At 67.7% G+C, this 25,492-nt stretch carries 18 protein-coding genes, 3 rRNA genes and 1 riboswitch; of the genes, 7 read left to right on the forward strand and 14 right to left on the reverse strand.

Going from position 1 to position 25,492, the window contains the following annotated elements; translation table 11 throughout:
* Positions 1-23 precede the first annotated feature (23 nt).
* The 6 genes from ACYQ8Q_RS08600 to ACYQ8Q_RS08625 all read left to right on the forward strand — a co-directional run bounded on the left by ACYQ8Q_RS08600 (position 24) and on the right by ACYQ8Q_RS08625 (position 5,815).
* A complete protein-coding gene (locus ACYQ8Q_RS08600) occupies positions 24-1,976 on the forward strand; it encodes an APC family permease (RefSeq protein WP_460063288.1) in 1,953 nt (650 codons plus the stop codon).
* 86 nt (positions 1,977-2,062) lie between these two features.
* Positions 2,063-2,458, forward strand: coding sequence for a TOBE domain-containing protein (locus ACYQ8Q_RS08605; RefSeq protein ID WP_460063290.1), 396 nt, complete (start codon positions 2,063-2,065; stop codon positions 2,456-2,458).
* A gap of 160 nt (positions 2,459-2,618) precedes the next feature.
* Complete coding sequence (gene modA / locus ACYQ8Q_RS08610; protein WP_460063293.1) at positions 2,619-3,443, forward strand: molybdate ABC transporter substrate-binding protein; 825 nt, start codon at positions 2,619-2,621, stop codon at positions 3,441-3,443.
* Positions 3,440-4,285 (forward strand): molybdate ABC transporter permease subunit, encoded by an 846-nt coding sequence (gene modB, locus ACYQ8Q_RS08615; RefSeq protein WP_460063294.1) that lies wholly within the window; start codon positions 3,440-3,442, stop codon positions 4,283-4,285. Before modA ends, modB begins: the two co-directional genes overlap by 4 nt.
* Positions 4,282-5,367, forward strand: a complete 1,086-nt coding sequence (locus tag ACYQ8Q_RS08620; RefSeq protein WP_460063296.1) for an ABC transporter ATP-binding protein — start codon at positions 4,282-4,284, stop codon at positions 5,365-5,367. The genes modB and ACYQ8Q_RS08620 overlap by 4 nt, the downstream gene beginning before the upstream one ends.
* Positions 5,368-5,395: 28 nt before the next feature.
* Positions 5,396-5,815: a TOBE domain-containing protein gene (locus ACYQ8Q_RS08625; protein WP_460063298.1), complete on the forward strand. Its 420-nt coding sequence runs from the start codon at positions 5,396-5,398 to the stop codon at positions 5,813-5,815.
* Between the two features lie 53 nt (positions 5,816-5,868).
* Here ACYQ8Q_RS08625 and gcvP read toward each other — a convergent pair whose 3' ends face one another.
* A complete protein-coding gene (gene gcvP, locus ACYQ8Q_RS08630; protein ID WP_460063300.1) occupies positions 5,869-8,754 on the reverse strand; it encodes an aminomethyl-transferring glycine dehydrogenase in 2,886 nt (961 codons plus the stop codon).
* Between the two features lie 183 nt (positions 8,755-8,937).
* Positions 8,938-9,033: riboswitch (glycine riboswitch) on the reverse strand.
* Positions 9,034-9,145: 112 nt separating this feature from the next.
* Between gcvP and ACYQ8Q_RS08635 the strand changes: the two genes are divergently transcribed.
* Complete coding sequence (locus ACYQ8Q_RS08635) at positions 9,146-9,517, forward strand: PRC-barrel domain-containing protein (protein ID WP_460063302.1); 372 nt, start codon at positions 9,146-9,148, stop codon at positions 9,515-9,517.
* 19 nt (positions 9,518-9,536) lie between these two features.
* On the opposite strand, the gene ACYQ8Q_RS08640 is transcribed toward ACYQ8Q_RS08635, so the two are convergent.
* The 13 genes from ACYQ8Q_RS08640 to ACYQ8Q_RS08700 all read right to left on the reverse strand — a co-directional run bounded on the left by ACYQ8Q_RS08640 (position 9,537) and on the right by ACYQ8Q_RS08700 (position 25,097).
* Positions 9,537-11,141 carry a DNA polymerase IV gene (locus ACYQ8Q_RS08640; protein ID WP_460063303.1) on the reverse strand — a complete coding sequence of 535 codons (1,605 nt, stop codon included), beginning with the start codon at positions 11,139-11,141 and terminating at the stop codon, positions 9,537-9,539.
* 55 nt (positions 11,142-11,196) lie between these two features.
* The gene (locus ACYQ8Q_RS08645) at positions 11,197-11,883 is read right to left on the reverse strand and encodes a MerR family transcriptional regulator (RefSeq protein WP_460063305.1); all 687 of its coding nucleotides are present in this window, start codon (positions 11,881-11,883) and stop codon (positions 11,197-11,199) included.
* Between the two features lie 258 nt (positions 11,884-12,141).
* A complete protein-coding gene (locus ACYQ8Q_RS08650) occupies positions 12,142-12,615 on the reverse strand; it encodes a bifunctional nuclease family protein (protein WP_055634823.1) in 474 nt (157 codons plus the stop codon).
* Positions 12,616-12,699: 84 nt separating this feature from the next.
* The gene (gene ftsR / locus ACYQ8Q_RS08655; protein ID WP_460063308.1) at positions 12,700-13,437 is read right to left on the reverse strand and encodes a transcriptional regulator FtsR; all 738 of its coding nucleotides are present in this window, start codon (positions 13,435-13,437) and stop codon (positions 12,700-12,702) included.
* A 42-nt stretch (positions 13,438-13,479) separates the two neighbouring features.
* A complete protein-coding gene (locus tag ACYQ8Q_RS08660) occupies positions 13,480-14,316 on the reverse strand; it encodes an FHA domain-containing protein (RefSeq protein WP_460073219.1) in 837 nt (278 codons plus the stop codon).
* A gap of 130 nt (positions 14,317-14,446) precedes the next feature.
* Positions 14,447-15,280: a DUF881 domain-containing protein gene (locus ACYQ8Q_RS08665; protein ID WP_460063311.1), complete on the reverse strand. Its 834-nt coding sequence runs from the start codon at positions 15,278-15,280 to the stop codon at positions 14,447-14,449.
* 5 nt (positions 15,281-15,285) lie between these two features.
* Positions 15,286-15,618 carry a small basic family protein gene (locus ACYQ8Q_RS08670; protein ID WP_003988855.1) on the reverse strand — a complete coding sequence of 111 codons (333 nt, stop codon included), beginning with the start codon at positions 15,616-15,618 and terminating at the stop codon, positions 15,286-15,288.
* Complete coding sequence (locus ACYQ8Q_RS08675) at positions 15,615-16,520, reverse strand: DUF881 domain-containing protein (protein WP_460063313.1); 906 nt, start codon at positions 16,518-16,520, stop codon at positions 15,615-15,617. The genes ACYQ8Q_RS08670 and ACYQ8Q_RS08675 overlap by 4 nt, the downstream gene beginning before the upstream one ends.
* 99 nt (positions 16,521-16,619) lie before the next feature.
* Complete coding sequence (locus tag ACYQ8Q_RS08680) at positions 16,620-19,115, reverse strand: sugar phosphate nucleotidyltransferase (RefSeq protein WP_460063315.1); 2,496 nt, start codon at positions 19,113-19,115, stop codon at positions 16,620-16,622.
* A gap of 116 nt (positions 19,116-19,231) precedes the next feature.
* Positions 19,232-19,840: a CDP-alcohol phosphatidyltransferase family protein gene (locus ACYQ8Q_RS08685; protein WP_055634817.1), complete on the reverse strand. Its 609-nt coding sequence runs from the start codon at positions 19,838-19,840 to the stop codon at positions 19,232-19,234.
* A 110-nt stretch (positions 19,841-19,950) separates the two neighbouring features.
* Positions 19,951-20,067: ribosomal RNA gene (gene rrf, locus ACYQ8Q_RS08690) — 5S ribosomal RNA — on the reverse strand.
* An 88-nt stretch (positions 20,068-20,155) separates the two neighbouring features.
* Positions 20,156-23,277 (reverse strand): 23S ribosomal RNA (locus ACYQ8Q_RS08695).
* A gap of 294 nt (positions 23,278-23,571) precedes the next feature.
* Positions 23,572-25,097, reverse strand: a 16S ribosomal RNA gene (locus tag ACYQ8Q_RS08700).
* The 16S, 23S and 5S rRNA genes sit together here, the layout of an rRNA operon.
* Between the last annotated feature and the right edge of the window lie 395 nt (positions 25,098-25,492).

A 25,492-nucleotide genomic window follows, 5' to 3' on the forward strand; every position in this document is an offset into this window, starting at 1 on the left:
GACCCGCACCCAGGAGCACGCGTATGGCCACCACCGAGCACCCTCCCCCCGGCCGCCTGCGCGCCTGGATGCTGGAGGGCCTCTCCGACATGGGCAAGGGCCATGCGCAGCAGGGCCGGCAGGCCGAGGCCGAGCCCCGGCACAAGGGCCAGCCCTGGTTCCGGGTGATGTGCCTGACGGGCGTCGACTACTTCTCGACCCTGGGCTACCAGCCCGGCATCGCCGCGCTCGCGGCCGGTCTGCTGTCACCCATCGCGACCATCGTGCTGGTGATCGTCACCCTGGCCGGCGCCCTGCCGGTCTACCGGCGCGTGGCCGACGAGAGCCCCCACGGCGAGGGCTCGATCGCGATGCTGGAGCGGCTGCTGTCCTTCTGGCAGGGCAAGCTGTTCGTGCTGACCCTGCTGGGCTTCGCCGCCACCGACTTCCTGATCACCATCACCCTGTCGGCCGCCGACGCCTCCACCCACCTGGTGGAGAACCCCCATCTGACCAGCGCCCTGCACGACAAGCAGATGATCATCACGCTGGCGCTCGTCGCGTTGCTCGGCGCGGTGTTCCTGAAGGGCTTCCTGGAGGCCATCGGCGTCGCGGTGGCCCTGGTCGGCGTCTATCTCGCGCTGAACGTCGTGGTCGTGATCGTCGGCTTCTGGCACGTGGTCACCGCGGGCCATGTCGTCACCGACTGGGCCGACGCGCTGACGGCCGAGCACGGCAATGTCCTCGCGATGGTCGGGGTGGCCCTGATCGTCTTCCCCAAGCTCGCGCTCGGCCTGTCCGGCTTCGAGACCGGTGTCGCGGTCATGCCCCACGTGAAGGGCGACGCCGACGACACGGAGGAAACGCCCACCGGCCGGATCCGGGACACCAAGAAGCTGCTCACCACCGCCGCCCTGATCATGAGCGTCTTCCTGATCGCGACCAGCTTCATCACCACGCTGCTGATCCCGGAGAAGGATTTCGAACCGGGTGGCCCGGCCAACGGCCGCGCCCTCGCCTATCTGGCCCACGAGTACCTGGGCAGCGCCTTCGGCACGGTCTACGACATCTCCACCATCGCGATCCTCTGGTTCGCCGGAGCCTCCGCGATGGCCGGGCTGCTCAACCTGATGCCCCGCTACCTGCCGCGCTACGGCATGGCCCCGCACTGGGCGCGCGCGGTCCGCCCGATGGTCATCGTCTTCACCCTGGTCGCCTTCCTGGTCACCTGGATCTTCGACGCCGACGTCGACGCCCAGGGCGGCGCCTACGCCACGGGCGTCCTGGTGCTCATCAGCTCCGCCGCCATCGCCGTGACCATCGCCGCCCACAAGGCCGGACAGCGCAGATGGAGGGTCGGCTTCGCGGTCATCTCGGCGGTGTTCCTCTACACCACGGTCGTCAACGTCATCGAGCGCCCGGACGGTGTGAAGATCGGCGCCTGCTTCATCGCCGGCATCATCCTCGTCTCCCTCCTCTCCCGCCTCGCCCGCGCCTTCGAGCTGCGCGTGACGAGCGTGACCCTCGACCCCATGGCGGAACGTTTCATCCGGGACATGGCCAGCCGGAAGCTGCGGTTCATCGCCAACGAGCCCGACCAGCGCGACAAGGCCGAGTACCGCGACAAGATCGAGCAGATCCGCGAGGACAACGACCTGCCCGGCGAGGACTTCGTCTTCGTCGAGGTGACGGTCCTCGACCCCTCCGAGTTCGAGGCGGGCCTGACGGTCCGCGGCGAGGTGCTGCACAACCGCTACCGGGTGCTGACCCTGGAGTCCTCCTCCATCCCGAACGCGCTCGCGGCCCTGCTGCTGCACACCCGCGACAGCACCGGCTGCATCCCGCACATCTACTTCGAGTGGACCGAGGGCAACCCGTTCGCCAACTTCCTGCGCTTCTTCCTGTTCGGCCAGGGCGAGGTCGCCCCGGTCACCCGCGAGGTCCTGCGCGAGGCAGAGCCGAACCGCTCGCGCCGGCCCCGGGTCCACACCGGCTGACCCCGCCGCGGCACCGCGGGGCGCCCCGGCCGCCGTACGCCCCCCGCTGCCGCCCGCTCGCGCACCGCGGCCCTATCGTGACCCGCATGCAGAGCTACACCATCGGACAGGCAGCCCGGCTGCTCGGAGTGAGCCCCGACACCGCGCGCCGCTGGGCGGACGCCGGCCGCGTGGCGACCCACCGGGACGAGGGCGGACGGCGCCTCATCGACGGCAAGGACCTCGCCGCGTTCTCCGTCTCCCTCGCCCGCACGGACAACGCCGACGAGGACGCCCCGTACACCTCGGTCCGCAACGCCTTCCCCGGCATCGTCACGGCGATCAAGCTCGGCGACGTCGCCGCCCAGGTGGAGATCCAGGCCGGCCCGCACCGACTGGTCTCCCTGCTGACCCGGGAGGCCGTCGAGGAGCTGGGCCTGGAGGTCGGCATGGAGGCCACCGCCCGGGTGAAGTCCACGAACGTGCACATCGACCGCGTCTGAAACGCGGCGGAACGGCGCCTCCGTACGAACGCACATGCGTGCCGCTCACGACGATCACCCCGGATTATGCGAAGCCCCAGAAGACGCATGCCTTGCATATGCGGCATCATCATGATGTTGGGCCGTTCGAGGGACCGCTGAAACCGAGGAGTACACCGTGATGACCCGTACCGAGCGCCGTACCCGCCGCGCCGCGCAGGTGACCGGCGCGGGAGTCGCCGCGCTGCTGGCCCTGAGCGCCTGCTCCTCCGACGGCTCCGGCGACACGTCGGCCAAGTCCGACGCCTCGTCCTCCGCCTCCGCCAAGCTCTCCGGCACGGTCACGGTCTTCGCCGCCGCCTCGCTGAAGGAGAGCTTCACCTCGCTCGGCCAGGAGTTCGAGAAGGCACACCCGGGCACGAAGGTCACCTTCAACTTCGGCGGCAGCGACACCCTGGCCGCGAGCATCACGGGCGGCGCCCCGGCCGACGTGTTCGCCTCCGCCAGCCCCAAGACCATGGCGATCGTGACCGACGCCAAGGACAACGCCACCGAGCCGGTCACCTTCGTGCGCAACCAGCTGGAGATCGCGACCCTGCCGGGCAACCCCGACAAGGTCTCCTCCCTCAAGGACCTCACCAAGTCCGGGCTGAAGGTCGTGCTGTGCGACAAGGAGGTCCCGTGCGGCGCCGCCGCCCAGAAGGCGCTGGAGGCCAGCAGCCTCCACCTCACCCCCGTCTCCTACGAGCAGGACGTCAAGGCCGCCCTGACGAAGGTCGAGCTGAAGGAGGCGGACGCGGCCGTCGTCTACAGGACCGATGTGCACGCCGCGGGTGACAAGGTGGAGGGCGTGGAGTTCCCCGAGTCCGCCGACGCCATCAACGACTACCCGATCGCCCTGCTGAAGGACGCCCCCAACGCCGAGGCCGCCAAGGCCTTCATCGCGCTGGTCCGCTCCGCCGACGGGCAGAAGGTCCTCACCGAGGCCGGGTTCCTCCAGCCGTGACCCCACCCGTGAAGCAGGCCGCCGCGGACGCCCTGGAGGGCGGCCCGCGGCGCGCCCGCGTCCGCACGGGCGTCCCGCTCGCCCTGCTCCTGCCCGCCCTGCTCGGCCTCGCCTTCCTGCTCCTGCCGCTGGTCGCGCTCCTCGTCCGGGCGCCCTGGCACACCCTGCCCGCGCAGCTCACCAGCGCCGAGGTCTGGCAGGCCCTGCGGCTGTCGCTGATCTGCGCCACGGCCGCGACCGCGGCGAGCCTGGTGATCGGGGTGCCGCTGGCCTGGCTGCTGGCCCGCACCGACTTCCCCGGCCGCGGCCTGGTCCGCGCCCTGGTGACCCTGCCGCTGGTCCTGCCCCCGGTGGTGGGCGGTGTGGCCCTGCTGCTGGCCCTCGGCCGCAACGGCGTGATCGGCCAGTGGCTGGACTCCTGGTTCGGCATCACGCTCCCCTTCACCACGGCCGGCGTGGTCGTCGCCGAGACGTTCGTGGCGATGCCGTTCCTCGTCATCAGCGTCGAGGGCACGCTCCGCGCGGCCGACCCGCGCTACGAGGAGGCCGCCACCACCCTCGGCGCCTCCCGCTTCACCGCCTTCCGCCGGGTCACGCTCCCCCTGATCGCGCCGGGCATCGCGGCCGGCGCCGTGCTGGCCTGGGCCCGCGCCCTCGGCGAGTTCGGGGCGACCATCACCTTCGCGGGCAACTTCCCGGGGCGTACCCAGACCATGCCGCTCGCCGTCTATCTCGCCCTGCAGAGCGACCCGGAGGCGGCCATCGCCCTCAGCCTGGTGCTCCTCGCCGTGTCGATCGCCGTCCTCGCCGGGCTGCGCGACCGCTGGATGACCGCGTCATGACCACGCTCGGCAAGGACACCGCCCTGTCACCGACCCTGCCCGCCGAGGGCCTCGACGCCCGCCTCGTCGTCGACCGCGGCTCCTTCCGTCTCGACGTCGCCCTGACCGCCGCCCCCGGCGACGTCGTGGCGCTGCTCGGACCCAACGGCGCCGGCAAGACCACCGCCCTGCGCGCCCTCGCCGGTCTCGTCCCGCTCACCGGCGGGCACCTCCGCCTGGACGGCACGCCCCTGGAGCGCACCCCGCCCGAGGCCCGCCCGGTCGGCGTGGTCTTCCAGGACTATCTGCTGTTCCCGCACCTCAGCGCCCTGGACAATGTCGCCTTCGGGCCGCGCTGCCACGGCGCGAGCAAGGCGGAGGCCCGCGCCGTGGCCGCCGCGTGGCTGGACCGCATGGGGCTTGCCGCGCACGCCGGCGCCAAGCCCCGCCGGCTCTCCGGCGGCCAGGCCCAGCGCGTCGCCCTGGCCCGCGCCCTCGCCGTCCACCCCCGCCTGCTGCTCCTGGACGAGCCCCTCGCCGCCCTGGACGCCCGCACCCGCCTGGAGGTGCGGGCCCAGCTCCGCCGCCATCTGGCCGAGTTCGAGGCGGTCGCCGTCCTCGTCACCCACGACCCACTGGACGCCATGGTCCTCGCGGACCGCCTGGTCGTCGTCGAGGAGGGCCGGGTCGTCCAGGAGGGCGGCCCCGCCGACATCGCCCGCCGTCCGCGCACCGACTACATCGCCCAGCTCGTCGGCCTGAACCTCTACCGCGGCCGGGCCGACGGCCACGTGGTGCGCCTGGACACCGGTCCGGCCCTCACCACGACCGAGATCCTCTCCGGGCCGGTGTTCGTCGCGTTCGCGCCGAGCGCGGTCACCCTCCACCGCGACCGCCCCACCGGCTCCAGCGCCCGCAACCTCTGGCGCTGCGAAGTCGCGGGCCTCGAGACCCACGGCGACCAGATCCGGGCCGCCCTCACGGGCGAACTCCCGCTCGCCGCCGACCTCACGACGGTCGCCGCGGCCGAGCTGGATCTCCACCCCGGCGCGGCGGTCTGGGCGACAGTCAAGGCGGCACAGACCCATGCATACCCGGCATGAGCGACGCGGAGCCGTACCGTGGGTGCCCATGACCCTGAGCATCCGCAATCAGCTCCCCGGCACCGTCACCGCCGTCCACCCCGGCGAGGTCATGGCCACGGTCCAGGTCCGCCTCGACGGCGGACAGGACCTCACGGCGGCCATCACCCTGGAGGCCGTGCAGGACCTCGGCCTCACCCCCGGCACCGCCGTCCACGCCCTGGTGAAGTCGACGGAGGTCTCCCTGGCCACCCACCAGGTCGAGGGCCTCTCGATCCGCAACCAGGTCCCCGGCGCCATCACCGGCCTGTCGACCGGCACGGTCATGGCCGTCGTCAAGGTCTCCGTGGCCGGCGGTGAGCTCACGGCGGCGATCACCAAGGACGCGGCGACCGACCTCGGGCTCTTCGTGGGCTCCGACGTCATCGTGCTGATCAAGGCGACCGAGGTGTCCCTGGCGACGGCCTGAGCACGGGCGAGGGCCCGTCCGACACCCGGACGGGCCCTGCGCCTCCTGCCCGATCAGTCCTCGTACGCGTCCAGCGGCGGGCACGAGCAGACCAGGTTCCGGTCGCCGAAGGCCTGGTCGATCCGGCGCACCGGCGGCCAGTACTTGTCGGCGACGGACACCCCGGCCGGGAAGACGGCCTCCTCACGCGTGTACGCGTGCTCCCACTCCCCGCCGAGCGCGCCGGCGGTGTGCGGCGCCTGGCGCAGCGGGTTGTCCTCCGCCGGCCACTCCCCCGCGCCCACCTTCTCGATCTCCGCACGGATGGCGATCATCGCCTCGCAGAACCGGTCCAGCTCGATGATGTCCTCGGACTCGGTCGGCTCGATCATCAGCGTCCCCGCCACCGGGAACGACATGGTCGGCGCGTGGAAGCCGTAGTCGATCAGCCGCTTCGCCACGTCGTCCACGCTCACCCCGGTCGCCTTGGTCAGCGGCCGCAGGTCGATGATGCACTCGTGCGCGACCAGTCCGCCCGGACCGGTGTACAGCACCGGGTAGTGCGGCTCCAGCCGCTTGGCGATGTAGTTGGCGCTGAGCACCGCCACCTGGGTGGCCCGCTTGAGCCCCTCGCCACCCATGAGCCGCACGTACGCCCACGAGATCGGCAGGATCCCCGCGGAGCCCCAGGGCGCGGCCGAGATCGGCCCCACACCCGTCGCGGGCCCGGCGGCGGGCTGCAGCGGGTGGTTCGGCAGATACGGCGCGAGGTGCGCGCGTACGGCCACGGGGCCGACGCCGGGACCGCCGCCGCCGTGCGGGATGCAGAAGGTCTTGTGCAGGTTCAGGTGCGAGACGTCACCGCCGAAGTGGCCCGGCTTGGCCAGCCCGACGAGCGCGTTGAGGTTGGCGCCGTCGACGTAGACCTGTCCGCCCGCCTCATGGACCTGCGCGCAGATGTCGGCGACGTGCTCCTCGAACACACCGTGCGTCGACGGGTACGTGATCATCAGCACGGCCAGCTCGTCGCGGTGCAGTTCGATCTTGGCCCGCAGGTCCTCGACGTCGATCTCGCCGTCCTCGGCGGTCTTCACGACGACGACCTTCATCCCGGCCATCACGGCGCTCGCCGCGTTGGTGCCGTGCGCGGAGGATGGGATCAGACACACGGTCCGCTGCTCGTCCCCGTTGGCCCGGTGGTAGCCGCGCACGGCCAGCAGCCCCGCCAGCTCGCCCTGCGACCCGGCGTTGGGCTGGAGCGACACCTTGTCGTACCCGGTGACCTCGGCGAGCCGCTCCTCCAGCTCCTGGATGAGCGTGAGGTAGCCCTGAGCCTGCTCGGCGGGCGCGAAGGGGTGCAGCTGCCCGAACTCGGGCCAGGTGACCGGCTCCATCTCGGTGGTCGCGTTGAGCTTCATGGTGCACGAGCCCAGCGGGATCATGCCCCGGTCGAGCGCGTAGTCCCGGTCGGCGAGCCGGCGCAGATAGCGCAGCATCGCGGTCTCGGAGCGGTGCTGGTGGAACACGGGGTGGGTGAGGATCGCGTCGGAGCGCAGCAGCCCCTCGGGCAGCGCGTCCCCGGCGGCCGCGTCGAGCGCCTCCACGTCCCCGTCCACGCCGAACGCGGCCCATACGGCGGCCAGCTGGGCCCGCGCCGTGGTCTCGTCGCACGCGATCGAGACGTGGTCCGCGTCGACGAGGTGCAGGTTGACCCCGCGTCCGCGGGCGTCGGCGACGATCTCGCCGGCCCTGGCGGGCACCCGCACCGTCAGCGTGTCGAAGTAGGAGCCGTGCACGACCTCGATCCCGCCGGCCGTGAGGCCCGCGGCGAGGATCGCGGCGTAGCGGTGGGTGCGCCCGGCGATCGACCGCAGCCCGTCGGGCCCGTGGTAGACGGCGTACATGCCGGCCATGACCGCGAGCAGCACCTGGGCGGTGCAGATGTTGCTGGTGGCCTTCTCCCGGCGGATGTGCTGCTCACGCGTCTGGAGCGCGAGCCGGTAGGCCTGGTGCCCGTCCGCGTCCACCGACACCCCGACGAGCCGTCCGGGCAGGCTGCGGGCGAACTTCTCCTGCACCGCCATGTATCCGGCGTGCGGTCCGCCGAAGCCCATCGGCACACCGAACCGCTGTGTCGTCCCGACCGCGATGTCCGCGCCCAGCTCACCGGGCGACTTCAGCAGCGTCAGCGCGAGCAGATCGGCGGCGACGGTGACGAGCGCGCCGAGCCCGTGCGCCTGGTCGATCACGGCCCTGATGTCGCGTACGGCTCCGGAGGCGCCCGGGTACTGCAGCAGCACGCCGTTGATCTCACGTCCGGCGAGCTCGGCGGGGATGCCCTCGCCGAGGTCGGCGACCACGATCTCCACCCCCGTCGGCTCGGCGCGGGTCTGCAGCACGGCGAGGGTCTGCGGCAGCACATCGGCGTCGACCAGGAAGAGGCCCTTCTTGTTCTTCCCCATGCGCCGGGACAGGGCCATCGCCTCGGCGGCGGCGGTGCCCTCGTCGAGCAGCGAGGCGCCGGAGGTGGGCAGCCCGGTGAGGTCGGCGACCATGGTCTGGAAGTTCAGCAGCGCCTCGAGCCGGCCCTGCGAGATCTCCGGCTGGTAGGGCGTGTAGGCGGTGTACCAGGCCGGGTTCTCCATGACGTTGCGCAGGATCACCGGCGGGGTGAAGGTGCCGTAGTACCCGAGGCCGATCATGGAGTCGAGGACCTGGTTGCGGTCGGCCAGCGAGCGCAGCTCCGCCAGGACCTCGGCCTCGGTGCGCGCGTCCGGCAGGTCCAGCGCGTCGGCGTTCTTGATCACGTCCGGGACCGCGGCGGCGGTCAGCTCGTCGAGCGAGCCGTAGCCGACGTGCGCGAGCATCTTGGCCCGCGCCTCCTGGTCCGGCCCGATGTGACGCTGCTCGAAGGGGACGCCCTGTTCGAGCTGGGAGAGCGGAATGCGATCGGCGGTCATGTCTGAGGCCTCCTGGTCTGACGCGACCTTCGAGGGCACCACGGCGCGGGTGCCCGGACGGCCTCCCCCTCTGTCATCTCAACCTGAGAGCTTCACCGGCCGCCACCGGGCAGCCGGCTTTCACCGTCGGTGAGGACGGAGGCCGTCGACGCCGTCGACATCCGTCCTGCTTTCCAGAGTGACCTCGTCCGCGCGGTACGTGTGCCTGAGAGATTCCGGGGAGGAGTTGCTCCTTCGGCGCCTCCGGAGGTCTCCGGAGGACTCTCCCGCACGGGGTCAGCAGCCGTTGTCAGACTACCAGCGAGGTCCTTGAGGACTGCTCGAGTGGCCGCTCGTCCCAATGTGTTCTTTTGTAGTGCTTACGGATGAGTTGCGACCAAGTGGAGGGCCCGTGCAGACCGACATCGATCCGCGCAACCTGATCGGCCGCAAGGCGTTCGACCGCAACGGCACCAAGATCGGCACCGTCGACGAGGTCTATCTGGACGACGCGACCGGCGTGCCCGAGTGGGCCGCGATACGCACCGGGCTGTTCTCCCGGGACGCCTTCGTCCCCCTGGAGCCCAGCGAACTGGTCGAGGGCACCCTCCGCATCCCCTTCGACCGGGCCCTGATCAAGGACGCGCCCGACTTCGGCGTGGGCCGGCACCTCTCCCCGGAACAGGAGCTCCAGCTCTACCACCACTACGGTCTGGACGTCGCCGCTCCTCCGCCCCTGCCGGACCACGACTTCGGCCGACTGGCGGGCACGGACGAGAGCTGACCGCCACACCGGGCATCCGTCATCCGGTGCCGCCGACTCCCCCGGCCCGCTCCCTGAGCGGACCGGGGCATGGACCACCACGCTCACCCTCACGACCCCCGCCGTCCTCACGGCCCCCGCCCTTCTCACCACCCTCACGGCCCACGCCGTTCTCGCGGCCCTCGCCGCCCTCGCCGCCCTCACGGCCCTCGCCGCCCTCACGGCCCACGCCGCCCTCACGGCCCACGCCGTTCTCATACACCTCGCCGCCCTCGCGGCCCTCGCCGTTCTCGTCCGGTCTTCGTCGCACCATCGGTCGCACCAGCGGCAACGGCTCCGCCGACGCCAGGTCCGGATCCTCCACCCGGAAGGTCCGCACCCGCCCCGGCTCCGACTCCGGGGTCTCGAACCGCACGGTGACCCGGCCCAGGCCGCTCCCCTGTACCCAGCCGTGGCCCAGCACGGCGTGGACCACGTCGTATCCGGGACGCCACCGCTGCTCGACCGGCACGGCCTCCGGCACTGCGGGCGCCTCGGAAACCTCCTCCTCGGCCCCTTCCCCCCGCTCCTCCTCCGCGGCCTGGGCGAACAGGTCCTCCTGGGTGAAGTCCGCCAGACCGCTGACACCGACCCCGAGCAGCCGCACCCCGCCCGTGGTGTCGACGGAGTCCAGCAGCCGCCCGGCGGCCTCGCGCACCACCGCGAGGTCGTCCGTGGGCCCCCGCAGCGTCTCCGACCGGGTGAGCGTCGAGAAGTCGTAGCGCCGCACCTTCAGCATGATCGTCCGCCCGGACAGACCGGAGCCCCGCAGTCTGCGCACACAGCGCTCGGCCAGCCGCTTCACCTCCAGCTCCACCCGCAGCCGGTCATGGATGTCGACGTCGTAGGTGTCCTCGACCGACACCGACTTGGCCTCCCGCTCCGCGACGACGGGCCGGTCGTCGCGCGCCAGCGCCATCGCGTACAGCCCGTGCCCGTGCGCCTTGCCCACGAGGCGCACGAGCTCGTCCTCACCGGCCTCGGCCAGCTCGTCGACCGTGGTGATCCCGGCCCGGCGCAGATGGTCCCCGGTGGCCGGGCCCACCCCGGGGAGCGTCCGCACCGACATCGGTCCGAGCAGGGCCCGCTCGGTACCGGGCTCGATGAGCACCAGACCGTCGGGCTTGGCCTGCTCGGAGGCGATCTTCGCGAGCATCTTCGAGGCGGCCAGGCCCACCGACCCGGTGAGGCCGGTGACGGCCCGGATCTCCGCCCGCAGCCGGATGCCGGCCAGCCGGGCCGATTCGCCGTCCCAGGCCGCTCCCCCGGCCTCCAGGTCCACGAACGCCTCGTCGAGGCTCAGCGGCTCCACGAGCGGCGACAGTTCCCGCAGCAGCCCCATGACCTGGTCGCTGATCCCACGGTAGAAACCGAAGCGCGGGACGAGATAGGCGGCGTTCGGGGCCAGCCGGCGCGCCTGGGCCGTGGGCATCGCCGAGTGCACCCCGAAGGCCCGGGCCTCGTAGGAGGCGGTGGCCACCACCCCGCGCGGCCCGATACCGCCCACGATCACGGCTTTTCCCCGCAGGCTCGGCTTGGATGCCTGCTCCGCCTGGGCGTAGAAGGCATCCATGTCGAGATGCAGGATCGTGGGCGCGTTTCTCACATCTCCGATGCTGCACCACGCCACTGACAATGCGGCCGCCCGGCGGGGCGGGGCTTCAGACCGCCCGGTTGCGCCGGCGCGCCAGCTCGTCCGCCGGGTTGGGCCCGACGAGCGTCTCACCGGTGTCGACCCGCTCGCCGTGCAGCTGCGACAGCGCGCCCTCCACGTCCCGCCAGACCACGCCGACGGCGATCCCGAAGATGCCCTGACCGCCCTGGAGCAGTGCGTGGACCTCGTCGGGCGAGCTGCACTCGTAGACCGTCGCGCCGTCGCTCATCAGCGTCATCCGCTCCAGATCCCGGAAGCCGCGCTCACGCAGATGCTGGACGGCCGTACGGATGTTCTGCAGCGACACCCCGGTGTCGAGGAACCGCTTGACGATCTTCAGGACGACGACGTCCCGGAAGCTGTACAGCCGCTGCGTCCCCGACCCGTACGCGGGCCGCACGCTCGGCTCGACGAGCCCGGTGCGGGCCCAGTAGTCGAGTTGCCGGTAGGTGATGCCGGCGGCCGCGCAGGCCGTCGGTCCGCGGTAGCCGATCTGCTCGCTCGCCATGGACGCCGCCCCTCCGCTGCTCGGCACGGCCGCGGGTCGCTGCGGAGCCGCGTGCTCTGCCGCGCCGCCCTGGTGGGGATATCCCCTGCCCGGGCGCAGCCGAGAGCTCGGGGGAGGGTACGGACCGCTTCCCCCGACACCGAGTCCGGGGGCACCCCCAGCCGTACCGTCGCCGCTGCTTCTCACGCCGACCTCCGTCCTTGACCTGCCTTCTCGACGGTAGGCAGTCACCAGGGGTGCGTCAACGATCGCCACACTCGCCACGCCGAGTGATAATCACCCTACGAGTGGTTTCCCGCACCCCGCCGCGGGGAAAGGCTAGCCGAATGCGTGGAGAAGGAGCCGTAGGACGCTCACACGCGCCGCTGGCAAGTGCCGGAAACAGGGCGGCCGACCCGCCGGCCGGCCCGCGCCCCTCCTCGTAGCCGCAGGCCGCGGCTCCGGCTACTGGTTGCTGGTGCCGAAGTCCTCGGGCGAGATCTGGTCGAGGAACTCGCGGAACTTCTCCACCTCGTCCTCCTGCTCGTCCGGAATGGCGATGCCCGCGTCGTCGAGCACCGTGTCACTGCCGAAGATCGGCGTCCCGGTGCGCAGCGCCAGCGCTATGGCGTCGGACGGGCGCGCGCTCACCTCGACTCCGCTGGCGAACACCAGCTCCGCGTAGAAGACGCCCTCGCGCAGATCCGTGATGCGCACCTCGGTGAGCTCCTGGCCGACGGCTTCCAGCACGTCCTTGAACAGATCGTGGGTCAGCGGTCGCGCCGGGGCCATGCCCTGCTGGGCGAAGGCGATCGCCGTCGCCTCCCCCGGTCCGATCCAGATGGGGAGGTAACGGTCGCCTCCCACTTCACGCAGCAGCACGATCGGTTGGTTGGAGGGCATTTCGACCCGGACACCTACGACATCGAGCTCGTTCACACAGCAACCCTAGGCCGTGCCCGGGACGTTTGGGTAGTCGGGCCGGGAACGGGTGACCGATCCGCCCAGGGCGAAACCGGTGGCTCAGGGCAACCGGATGCCGAGAGCGGTCTGCACGAGCGCCGCGTGCAACCGGATGGTGAGCCCCGCCAACTCCTTCGTACGGGCCTCGGCGTGCGCCCTGGTCTGCGGGTTGCGGTGGCGCTTGAGCGGGGCGACCACCTGGTCCACCAGCCCCGCCTCACGGTCCGCCGCGGCCTTCATCACCCGCAGGTGCCGGGGCTCGATCCCGAACCGCCCCAGCTCGGCGACGAGCGAGGCGACGGTGGCGGCCTCGGCGTCGTAGACCCCGTTCTCCAGCGGGACGAGCAGCCCGTAGGACTCCCACTCCACCAGCGCCGACTCGTCGATCCCGGCGGCCGCGAGCAGCTCGGCCCGCCCGATCCGGGCCGCCGTGGGCCCCTCCACGGGCTCCGGAAGGCCCTCTCCGTCCCGCTGCCGGCCCACGGTGGGCAGCGGCACGGCCTCACCCCGCTCCATGGCGTCCAGATGCTCCCGGATCACCTTGAGCGGCAGATAGTGGTCCCGTTGCATCCTCAGCACGTGGCCCAGGCGCTCGACGTCCTGCGCGCTGAACTTGCGATACCCCGAGGGGGTCCGCTGGGGCTCGATCAGCCCCTCCGCCTCCAGGAAACGGATCTTGGAGATGGTGACCTCGGGAAACTCGTCCCGCAGCGCGTTCAGTACGGTGCCGATGCTCATCGGGCCGGCGTCCGCGGCGGCGGTGCCGTGTCCGGCACCGCCCCTCGGTGTTTGAAGCATGGACCTTCCCTTGGTTCCCCCCGGATGGACTCCGGGGGAGGGTCAGTAACCCTGCTGGCTCGCGTAGAAGACCAGCCGGTACTTGCCGATCTGCACCTCGTCACCGTTCGACAGCGGGACCTCGTCGATCCGCTCCCGGTTGACGTACGTGCCGTTCAGGCTGCCCACATCCGCGACCTTGAAGGTGCCGTCCGGGTTGCGACGGAACTCCACGTGGCGACGCGAGACCGTCACGTCGTCCAGGAAGATGTCGCTCTGCGGATGACGCCCCGCCGTCGTCAGGTCGCCGTCCAGCAGGAAGCGGCTGCCCGAGTTCGGGCCACGACGGACGACCAGCAGCGCGGAACCCAGCGGCAGCGCGTCGACCGCGGCCTGCGCCTCCGGCGAGAGCGCCGGCAGCTGGGTCTGACCAGTGGCCTCGGAGTCGTAGGCCTCAAGACCGGAGATGGAGATGGTGGAGGTCGTCTCCGACGCGCGCTCCGGCGTCAGACCGGGACGCAGCGGCGCGCCGCAGTTGGAGCAGAAGCGGCTGTTCTCCGCGTTGCGGTTACCGCACCTCGTACACACCAGGGCCGACATGGGAGAAAACCCTCCACCCGTACTTGAGGTTGACGGTTGGCCGAAACCTATGCCGCCAGACTGTGCGGGGTCAACAGACGCCGCGCCCTCACCTCCGGGAATGTCACCACCCGGGCCGGACACCTGGTCCCGGAACAGCGGCCGCTGGCCCTCTGCGTCGGGCTGTGCGCGATGCCGGGCAGTCGCGTTCTCGCTGCCCTCTCGCGCGCTCTTGCCGAACAACTTCGCAAACAACTTCACGGGCGATTCCCCTTGACCGAAACAGACCCGCCCGTGGGGCAGGACGAACCCTGAATGAATACACCGGCCGACCCGGACACCTTCACAACGTCCGTATCCACCAGACAGTTTCCACCACGCACCACCCGATCGGTGCGTCGACCCCCCGCAACCTCATGCCCCTGCCGGACGACCCCCATGCACCCCCGGTTCACTGGGAGGACGACCGAGCGTAGTCAGGCTGCTTCGCCGCTCGCAAGGCGTCCACGACGATCTTGTCCGACCGCTCGACGGTCACGGTGGCCTGCTCCTTCTCAAGAGTCTGCACCACGCCTCCAGGGATGTTCAGCGCCGGTTCGAGGTCCTGCGGGTTGCCGATGACCTTGAAACGAAACGGCGCGTTGATCTTGTTCCCGTCGACGCTCACGCTGTTGTCCGAATCCGTCAGGTAGGTGCCGGCGACCACCCGCACATCGTTGACCTGGATCGCCTCGGCGCCCGCGGCGCGCAGCTCCTGGATCGCGTCGAGCAGCATGTCCGCCTCGACCGTCCCCTTCGTGTCCTCGATCGTCATCGTGATGCCCGGCCCCTGCGCGGCCACCGTGCCCGCCAGGATGCCGAGTTGCTTCTCCTTCTCCACCGTCTGCTTACGGGCCTCCTCCGCCTGGTCGGAGCTGTTCTCCAGCTCCGCCCGCTGCTTCTCGAGTCCCTGCTTCTCGTCCTCAAGACGCTGACTGCGGTCATCCAGTTCATCGAGGATGCGCACAAGGTCCTCCTGGCGCGCGCCACGCAGGGCGTTCCCGCTGTCGCTGTTGGAGGCCACCTGGACCGCCAGACCGAAGCCGAGCCCGAACAGCAGCAGGGCGACGATGAGTTGGGCCCGGGTGACGCGCGGCGGCCACAGCCCCTTCGCCAGCCGCTGCCGACCGGTCAGCACGGGCGCGACGGTCTCCCGGTCCTCCTCGGCCGCCACAGGGGGCGCCGGGACCTCCTCCGGCAGCTCCTTGCGCAGTCGGTTCTCGGCCACCTCGTCCTGGTTGCTCATCGGCGTCACGCCCGGAAGACGTGCCGGCGGATCGCCGCGGCGTTGGAGAAGATCCGGATGCCGAGCACGACCACGACACCGGTGGACAGCTGGGCGCCCACGCCCAACTTGTCGCCCAGGAAGACGATCAACGCGGCCACGACCACGTTCGACAGGAACGAGACCACGAAGACCTTGTCGTCGAAGATCCCGTCGAGCATGGCCCGCAGACCGCCGAACACGGCGTCCAGGGCCGCCACGACGGCGATCGGCAGATAAGGCTCGACGACCGCCGGAACCTCGGGCCGGACCAACAGGCCGGCCACGACTCCCACGACGAGGCCCAGTACGGCGATCACGATGTGCCCTTCTCAGTTCTCGGCTCGGCTGTACGTACGATCACACTCGGTGCTGCGGGCAGCCGGACGTCGTCCTCCACGGAAATGGCCGTCCGGATGCCGTAGTTCTCCTGCAAGACGCTCAGATAGACGCCGTCCGCGCTGTTCTGGAACTTGGCGCTGAGGTTCTTCCCGTCCCCCACCGCGAGCACCGTGTACGGCGGCACCAGCGGCTTGTTGTCGACCAGTATCGCGTCACCCGCGGCCCTGATCGCCGACAGCGCCGTCAGCCGCTGTCCGTTGATCGAGACGGCCTCGGCCCCCGACGCCCACAGCCCGTTGACCACCTTCTGCATGTCACGGTCACGGACCCGCCCGGTGTCGGAGAACCCGGAGGTCTCCCGCGGGTCGCCGTCACCCCCGGTGGTGGCTTCCTTGGCGTCGTTGACGACGAGCTTGATCCCGGGCCCGTGCACCTCCACGGCCCCCGACAGCACGCTCACCAGATCAGCCCGGCCGCTGCCACCGCTCTGCTTCAGCGCCTCACGCTGCCGGGCGCTGACGTCGTCCCGCAGCCGGTCCACGGTGCGCTCCAGCTCATCGGCCGCCTTCGTCTCGGCGTCGACCCGGTCGACCAGTTCCTCGCGCTCCTTGGCGACGACCGGAGCCGAGATCCGCGCCTGGGCCGCCCCGACGGTCACCACGAGGGCCGCGAGCACCAGCCCGCCCGCGAGACCGAGCTTCGCCCGCAGCGTCTTCGGCAGACCGCCGGCGCCCTCGGCCTCCTTCCGGGCGGCGGCCTCGGCATACCCGTCGTCGAGGCTGTGGTCCATGACGTTGGTGAGCAGCGACATGGACGCGTCCGGACGCGGCACGCGCGCGGGTGTGCTCCGAACGGGGGGCTGCTGCGGCATGCCGCACATCGTCGCACGTCGCGACCACTACCTCCGAATGGCCCCACCGCCGAACCGGACAGGCCCCCTTGAGGAGGCCTGTCCGGCACGCGCGTGTGCCTGCGCGGATCAGCGCCCGGCGCTGTCCACGACCGACGACCACTCGTCGAGCAGGGCCTGCGCGGAGGCGTCGTCGGGCCCCTCCGCCCACAGATGGGTGACGGCCTCGGCCGGGTCGGGCAGCACCATCACCCAGCGCCCGTCCGTCTCGACCACCCGCACACCGTCCGTGGTGTCCACGAAGCGGTCTCCGGCCGCCTCGACGACCCGGCGCATCACCAGCCCCTTGACGGCCCACGGGGTCGCCAGATCCCGCTTCAGGACGTGCGCCCGCGGAATCCGCGCGTCGATCTGGCTGAGCGTGAGCTGCGTCCGCGCCACCAGCCCGATCAGCCGCACGAAGGCAGCCGTACCGTCGAAGACACTGCTGAACTCGGGGACGATGAAGCCGCCCTTGCCGTCCCCGCCGAAAATCGTCGTCTCGTCCCGGCCGACCCGGGTCAGATCGTCGGGCGAGGTCGTCGTCCACTCGACCTGGGTCCCGTGGTAGGCCGCGACCTGCTCGGCGATCCGCGTCGTGGTCACCGGCAGCGCCACCCGCCCGCTGCGCCGCTCCGCGGCCACCAGGTCGAGCAGCACCAGCAGCGCCCGGTCGTCCTCGATGATCCGGCCCTTCTCGTCGACGAGCGACAGCCGCTCGCCCACCGGGTCGAACCGCACCCCGAAGGCCGCCCGCGACGAGGCGACTATCTCGCCGAGCCGTACGAGCCCCGAGCGCCGCTGATCACCCGTCTCCGTCGGCCTTGCCTCGTTCAGACCGGGATTGATCGTCAGCGAGTCCACGCCCAGTTTCCCGAGCAGACTCGGCAGCACCAGCCCCGCACTGCCGTTCGACGCGTCGACCACGACCTTCAGCCCGGACTCCGAGATCCCGGTCGTGTCCACGTTCCGCAGCAGCGATCCGGTGTACGAGTCGAACACGCTGGCCGGGAAGTGCAGATCCCCGATCTCGCCCGGGAACGCCCGCCGGTACTCCTGCCGGGCGAAGACCCGGTCCAGCTTGCGCTGACTGCCCTGCGACAGATCGGCGCCCTGCCCGTCGAAGAACATGATGTCCACGGAGTCCGGCACCCCTGGCGAGGTCCGGATCATGATCCCGCCGGCCGACCCCCGCGCCGTCTGCTGCCGCGCCACGGGCAGCGGTACGTTCTCCAGGTCCCGTACGTCGATGGCGCTGGCCTGCAGCGCGGAGATGACCGCCCGCTTCAGGGCCCGGGCGCCACGGGAGTGGTCACGAGCCGTGGTGACGGTGGAGCCCTTCTTCAGTGTCGTCGCGTAGGCGCCGGCGAGCCGCACCGCCAGCTCCGGCGTGATCTCGACGTTCAGGATGCCGGACACCCCGCGGGCGCCGAACAGATGCGCCTGCCCCCGGGACTCCCAGATCACCGAGGTGTTGACGAACGCGCCGGCCTCGATGGTCTTGAACGGATACACCCGCACATTGCCCTGCACGATCGATTCTTCACCGATCAGGCATTCATCGCCGATGACGGCGCCGTCCTCGATCCGGGCGGCCCGCATGATGTCGGTGTTCTTTCCGACGACGCAGCCGCGCAGATTGCTGTGCTGCCCGACGTACACGTTGTCGTGGACCACGGCCTTGTGCAGGAACGCGCCGCTCTTGACCACCACGTTCGAGCCCACGACGGTGTGCTCACGGATTTCCGCCCCGGCCTCGACCTTGGCGTAGTCGCCGATGTACAGCGGTCCGCGCAGTTCGGCGTCAGGATGTACCTCGGCGCCTTCCGCCACCCACACTCCGGGGGAGATCTCGAAGCCGTCGAGCTCGACGTCGACCTTGCCTTCCAGCACGTCGGCCTGGGCCTTCACATAGCTCTCGTGGGTGCCCACGTCCTCCCAGTAGCCCTCGGCGATGAAGCCGTAGATCGGCTTGCCCTCCTTCATGAGCTGCGGGAAGACATCGCCGGACCAGTCGACGGGAACATCGGCCTCGACGTACTCGAAGACCTCGGGCTCCATGACGTAGATTCCGGTGTTCACCGTGTCCGAGAAGACCTGGCCCCAGGTCGGTTTCTCGAGGAAACGCTCGACCTTGCCCTCTTCGTCGACGATGGTGATGCCAAATTCCAGCGGATTGGGTACACGCGTCAGACAGACGGTGACCAGCGCGCCCTTTTCCTTGTGGAAGCTGATCAGCTCGGTGAGGTCGAAGTCGGTCAGAGCGTCGCCGGAGATGACGAGGAAGGCGTCGTCCTTCAACGCCTCCTCTGCGTTCTTGACGCTTCCGGCGGTTCCGAGTGGCTTCTCCTCATTGGCATAGCTGAGCTCCATTCCGAGCTCTTCTCCGTCACCGAAGTAGTTCTTGACCAATGAGGCCAGGAACTGCACGGTGACGACGGTCTCGTTGAGCCCATGCCTTTTGAGCAGCCTCAGGACGTGCTCCATGATCGGCCGGTTGGCCACCGGCAGGAGCGGCTTGGGCATGCTCGAGGTCATTGGGCGAAGGCGCGTGCCTTCGCCTCCGGCCATCACGACGGCCTTCATGTCGGAAGCGTCCTCCTAGAAGAGACGACGGTCTAGCCGACTTCACCCATCAAGATTGTCCCGCACTTTTCCGAAGCGGGCCATCGAGCCACTACTGCCCCCGCCCGACGACGGGCTCAGCCGGCCATGGCGTCCGCACGAACGAGGCGGCGGACCTGCACCACGTAGAGGACTCCTGCCCACCAGTAGAGCGTTGTACCCCATCCTGCGAACGCCCATCCGAAAATAGCAGCAAGTGACGCGAGCCACCCGCTTCCGTCACTGAGCAGGAGCAACGGGAAGGCGTACATCAGGTTGAACGTGGCCGCCTTGCCCAGGTAGTTCACCTGGGGCGGCGGATAACCGTGTCGCCTGAGGATGCCCACCATCACCAGCAGAACCAGTTCCCTCGCAAGAAGTACAGCCGTCAACCAGACAGGGAGAATCTCCCGCCAGGTGAGGCCGACCAGGGTCGAAAGAATGTAGAGCCGGTCCGCTGCGGGGTCGAGCAGCCGGCCGAGGCTGCTGACCTGGTTCCAGCGCCGTGCGAGCTTCCCGTCCAGGTAGTCACTGACGCCGCTCAGAGCCAGCACCAGGAGCGCCCAGCCGTCGCTCTGCGGACCCCCGAACTCAGGCCTGAGGATCAGCCAGAGAAAGAGGGGCACGCCGAGGAGACGCGCCATGCTGAGGATGTTCGGGATGGTGAGGACCCGGTCTGTCTGGACGCGGGTCTCTTGGACCTCCACCCGGGGGCCTCCATAGAAAACGTGCCAACGATGCCCCCTGACCCTACCTCAACGCAAAAAAGCTCTGGCTCTTGGGCCAGGTGGGCCCAAGAGCCAGAGCTCTAAAAGGAGTTCGGCGGTGTCCTACTCTCCCACAGGGTCCCCCCTGCAGTACCATCGGCGCTGTGAGGCTTAGCTTCCGGGTTCGGAATGTAACCGGGCGTTTCCCTCACGCTATGACCACCGAAACACTATGAAACTGTTTCAGCCGCACCACGCTGTGGCAACGTGGGGCCGTTCGTGGTTTCAGAACCAACACAGTGGACGCGAGCAACTGAGGACAAGCCCTCGGCCTATTAGTACCGGTCACCTCCACACATTACTGTGCTTCCAGATCCGGCCTATCAACCCAGTCGTCTACTGGGAGCCTTACCCCATCAAGTGGGTGGGAATACTCATCTCGAAGCAGGCTTCCCGCTTAGATGCTTTCAGCGGTTATCCCTCCCGAACGTAGCCAACCAGCCATGCCCTTGGCAGAACAACTGGCACACCAGAGGTTCGTCCGTCCCGGTCCTCTCGTACTAGGGACAGCCCTTCTCAATATTCCTGCGCGCGCAGCGGATAGGGACCGAACTGTCTCACGACGTTCTAAACCCAGCTCGCGTACCGCTTTAATGGGCGAACAGCCCAACCCTTGGGACCGACTCCAGCCCCAGGATGCGACGAGCCGACATCGAGGTGCCAAACCATCCCGTCGATATGGACTCTTGGGGAAGATCAGCCTGTTATCCCCGGGGTACCTTTTATCCGTTGAGCGACGGCGCTTCCACAAGCCACCGCCGGATCACTAGTCCCGACTTTCGTCCCTGCTCGACCCGTCGGTCTCACAGTCAAGCTCCCTTGTGCACTTACACTCAACACCTGATTGCCAACCAGGCTGAGGGAACCTTTGGGCGCCTCCGTTACTCTTTAGGAGGCAACCGCCCCAGTTAAACTACCCATCAGACACTGTCCCTGATCCGGATCACGGACCCAGGTTAGACATCCAGCACGACCAGAGTGGTATTTCAACGACGACTCCACAACCACTGGCGTGGCTGCTTCAAAGTCTCCCACCTATCCTACACAAGCCGAACCGAACACCAATATCAAACTGTAGTAAAGGTCCCGGGGTCTTTCCGTCCTGCTGCGCGAAACGAGCATCTTTACTCGTAGTGCAATTTCACCGGGCCTATGGTTGAGACAGTCGAGAAGTCGTTACGCCATTCGTGCAGGTCGGAACTTACCCGACAAGGAATTTCGCTACCTTAGGATGGTTATAGTTACCACCGCCGTTTACTGGCGCTTAAGTTCTCAGCTTCGCCACACCGAAATGTGACTAACCGGTCCCCTTAACGTTCCAGCACCGGGCAGGCGTCAGTCCGTATACATCGCCTTACGGCTTCGCACGGACCTGTGTTTTTAGTAAACAGTCGCTTCTCGCTGGTCTCTGCGGCCACCCCCAGCTCGGGAAGCAAGTCCCCTCACCAGGCGTGGCCCCCCTTCTCCCGAAGTTACGGGGGCATTTTGCCGAGTTCCTTAACCATAGTTCACCCGAACGCCTCGGTATTCTCTACCTGACCACCTGAGTCGGTTTAGGGTACGGGCCGCCATGAAACTCGCTAGAGGCTTTTCTCGACAGCATAGGATCATCCACTTCACCACAATCGGCTCGGCATCGGGTCTCAGGCTATGTGAACGGCGGATTTGCCTACCGTTCGCCCTACACCCTTACCCCGGGACAACCACCGCCCGGGCTGGACTACCTTCCTGCGTCACCCCATCACTCACCTACTGCAAGTCTGGTTCGTCGGCTCCACCACTCCCCTTTGCCCGAAGGCTCCGGGGCGGCTTCACGGACTTAGCATCGCCTGGTTCGATGTTTGACGCTTCACAGCGGGTACCGGAATATCAACCGGTTATCCATCGACTACGCCTGTCGGCCTCGCCTTAGGTCCCGACTTACCCTGGGCAGATCAGCTTGACCCAGGAACCCTTAGTCAATCGGCGCACACGTTTCTCACGTGTGAATCGCTACTCATGCCTGCATTCTCACTCGTGAACCGTCCACAACTACCTTCCGGTGCTGCTTCACCCGGCACACGACGCTCCCCTACCCATCACAGCACCCGTTGGGGCTTATCGCTGCAATGACACGACTTCGGCGGTACGCTTGAGCCCCGCTACATTGTCGGCGCGGAATCACTAGACCAGTGAGCTATTACGCACTCTTTCAAGGGTGGCTGCTTCTAAGCCAACCTCCTGGTTGTCTCTGCGACTCCACATCCTTTCCCACTTAGCGTACGCTTAGGGGCCTTAGTCGATGCTCTGGGCTGTTTCCCTCTCGACCATGGAGCTTATCCCCCACAGTCTCACTGCCGCGCTCTCACTTACCGGCATTCGGAGTTTGGCTAAGGTCAGTAACCCGGTAGGGCCCATCGCCTATCCAGTGCTCTACCTCCGGCAAGAAACACACGACGCTGCACCTAAATGCATTTCGGGGAGAACCAGCTATCACGGAGTTTGATTGGCCTTTCACCCCTAACCACAGGTCATCCCCCAGGTTTTCAACCCTGGTGGGTTCGGTCCTCCACGAAGTCTTACCTCCGCTTCAACCTGCCCATGGCTAGATCACTCCGCTTCGGGTCTTGAGCGTGCTACTGAAACGCCCTGTTCGGACTCGCTTTCGCTACGGCTACCCCACCCGGGTTAACCTCGCAACACACCGCAAACTCGCAGGCTCATTCTTCAAAAGGCACGCAGTCACGAGACACCAGCAAGCTGATGTCCGACGCTCCCACGGCTTGTAGGCACACGGTTTCAGGTACTATTTCACTCCGCTCCCGCGGTACTTTTCACCATTCCCTCACGGTACTATCCGCTATCGGTCACCAGGGAATATTTAGGCTTAGCGGGTGGTCCCGCCAGATTCACACGGGATTTCTCGGGCCCCGTGCTACTTGGGTGTTTCTCAAACGAGCCGTACAGATTTCGACTACGGGGGTCTTACCCTCTACGCCGGACCTTTCGCATGTCCTTCGCCTATCCATACGGTTTCTGACTCGCCGACCAGCCGGCAGACTGATCAAGAGAAATCCCACAACCCCGTATGCGCAACCCCTGCCGGGTCTCACACGCATACGGTTTGGCCTCATCCGGTTTCGCTCGCCACTACTCCCGGAATCACTGTTGTTTTCTCTTCCTGCGGGTACTGAGATGTTTCACTTCCCCGCGTTCCCTCCACACTGCCTATGTGTTCAGCAGCGGGTGACAGCCCATGACGACTGCCGGGTTTCCCCATTCGGAAACCCCCGGATCAAAGCCTGGTTGACGACTCCCCGGGGACTATCGTGGCCTCCCACGTCCTTCATCGGTTCCTGGTGCCAAGGCATCCACCGTGCGCCCTTAAAAACTTGGCCACAGATGCTCGCGTCCACTGTGCAGTTCTCAAACAACGACCAGCCACCCATCACCCCCAACCACACGGTCAGAGTTCACTGGGGCCGGCATCCGAGGGTTCATTCCCTCAGACACCCAACAGCGTGCCCGACACCCTCGCCCCTCCAACTCGCGTTCCACACCGAAGCAGTACTAGCGACCAGAGCAGGTCAAGAGTGCCGAATAATCAACGTTCCACCCATGAGCAACCAGCACCGGACACTCGCCGGTGTACTGGCCTCTGGACCGCAGAGCGGCCTAGAAGTGCTCCTTAGAAAGGAGGTGATCCAGCCGCACCTTCCGGTACGGCTACCTTGTTACGACTTCGTCCCAATCGCCAGTCCCACCTTCGACAGCTCCCTCCCACAAGGGGTTGGGCCACCGGCTTCGGGTGTTACCGACTTTCGTGACGTGACGGGCGGTGTGTACAAGGCCCGGGAACGTATTCACCGCAGCAATGCTGATCTGCGATTACTAGCAACTCCGACTTCATGGGGTCGAGTTGCAGACCCCAATCCGAACTGAGACAGGCTTTTTGAGATTCGCTCCACCTCACGGTTTCGCAGCTCTTTGTACCTGCCATTGTAGCACGTGTGCAGCCCAAGACATAAGGGGCATGATGACTTGACGTCGTCCCCACCTTCCTCCGAGTTGACCCCGGCGGTCTCCTGTGAGTCCCCATCACCCCGAAGGGCATGCTGGCAACACAGGACAAGGGTTGCGCTCGTTGCGGGACTTAACCCAACATCTCACGACACGAGCTGACGACAGCCATGCACCACCTGTACACCGACCACAAGGGGGCGACCATCTCTGGCCGTTTCCGGTGTATGTCAAGCCTTGGTAAGGTTCTTCGCGTTGCGTCGAATTAAGCCACATGCTCCGCTGCTTGTGCGGGCCCCCGTCAATTCCTTTGAGTTTTAGCCTTGCGGCCGTACTCCCCAGGCGGGGAACTTAATGCGTTAGCTGCGGCACCGACGACGTGGAATGTCGCCAACACCTAGTTCCCACCGTTTACGGCGTGGACTACCAGGGTATCTAATCCTGTTCGCTCCCCACGCTTTCGCTCCTCAGCGTCAGTAATGGCCCAGAGATCCGCCTTCGCCACCGGTGTTCCTCCTGATATCTGCGCATTTCACCGCTACACCAGGAATTCCGATCTCCCCTACCACACTCTAGCTAGCCCGTATCGAATGCAGACCCGGGGTTAAGCCCCGGGCTTTCACACCCGACGTGACAAGCCGCCTACGAGCTCTTTACGCCCAATAATTCCGGACAACGCTTGCGCCCTACGTATTACCGCGGCTGCTGGCACGTAGTTAGCCGGCGCTTCTTCTGCAGGTACCGTCACTTTCGCTTCTTCCCTGCTGAAAGAGGTTTACAACCCGAAGGCCGTCATCCCTCACGCGGCGTCGCTGCATCAGGCTTTCGCCCATTGTGCAATATTCCCCACTGCTGCCTCCCGTAGGAGTCTGGGCCGTGTCTCAGTCCCAGTGTGGCCGGTCGCCCTCTCAGGCCGGCTACCCGTCGTCGCCTTGGTGAGCCGTTACCTCACCAACAAGCTGATAGGCCGCGGGCTCATCCTTCACCGCCGGAGCTTTCGACCCTCACAGATGCCTGCGAGAGTGATATCCGGTATTAGACCCCGTTTCCAGGGCTTGTCCCAGAGTGAAGGGCAGATTGCCCACGTGTTACTCACCCGTTCGCCACTAATCCACCCCGAAGGGCTTCATCGTTCGACTTGCATGTGTTAAGCACGCCGCCAGCGTTCGTCCTGAGCCAGGATCAAACTCTCCGTGAATGTTTACCGGTAATCCGGTGCACACATCACGAGAGCGGAACAGTCGGAGGAATGATCCGACCGTTCACAGCGTCCTCGCTGTGTTTTTTCAAAGGAACCTCATCCTCGGCTATCACTGCCGGGGACGGGGTATCAACTAATCTGGCGTTGATTTTTGGCACGCTGTTGAGTTCTCAAGGAACGAAAGCTTCCTTTGTACTCACCCTCTCGGGCTTTCCTCCGGGCTTCCCTTCGGTGTTTCCAACACTATCAGGGTTTTTCCGGCCTCCTGACCACCGTCCCGCAGGCATGCGGAAGATGATCCAGAGTGAGGATCCATCAGAGTTGGTTGCCGCCCTGTTAAGCGCGCTTGATCGCGTCGCTCACCCTCAGGCAGGAGTACGACTGTACACGGG

This window comes from Streptomyces sp. YKOK-I1 (assembly GCF_054660435.1).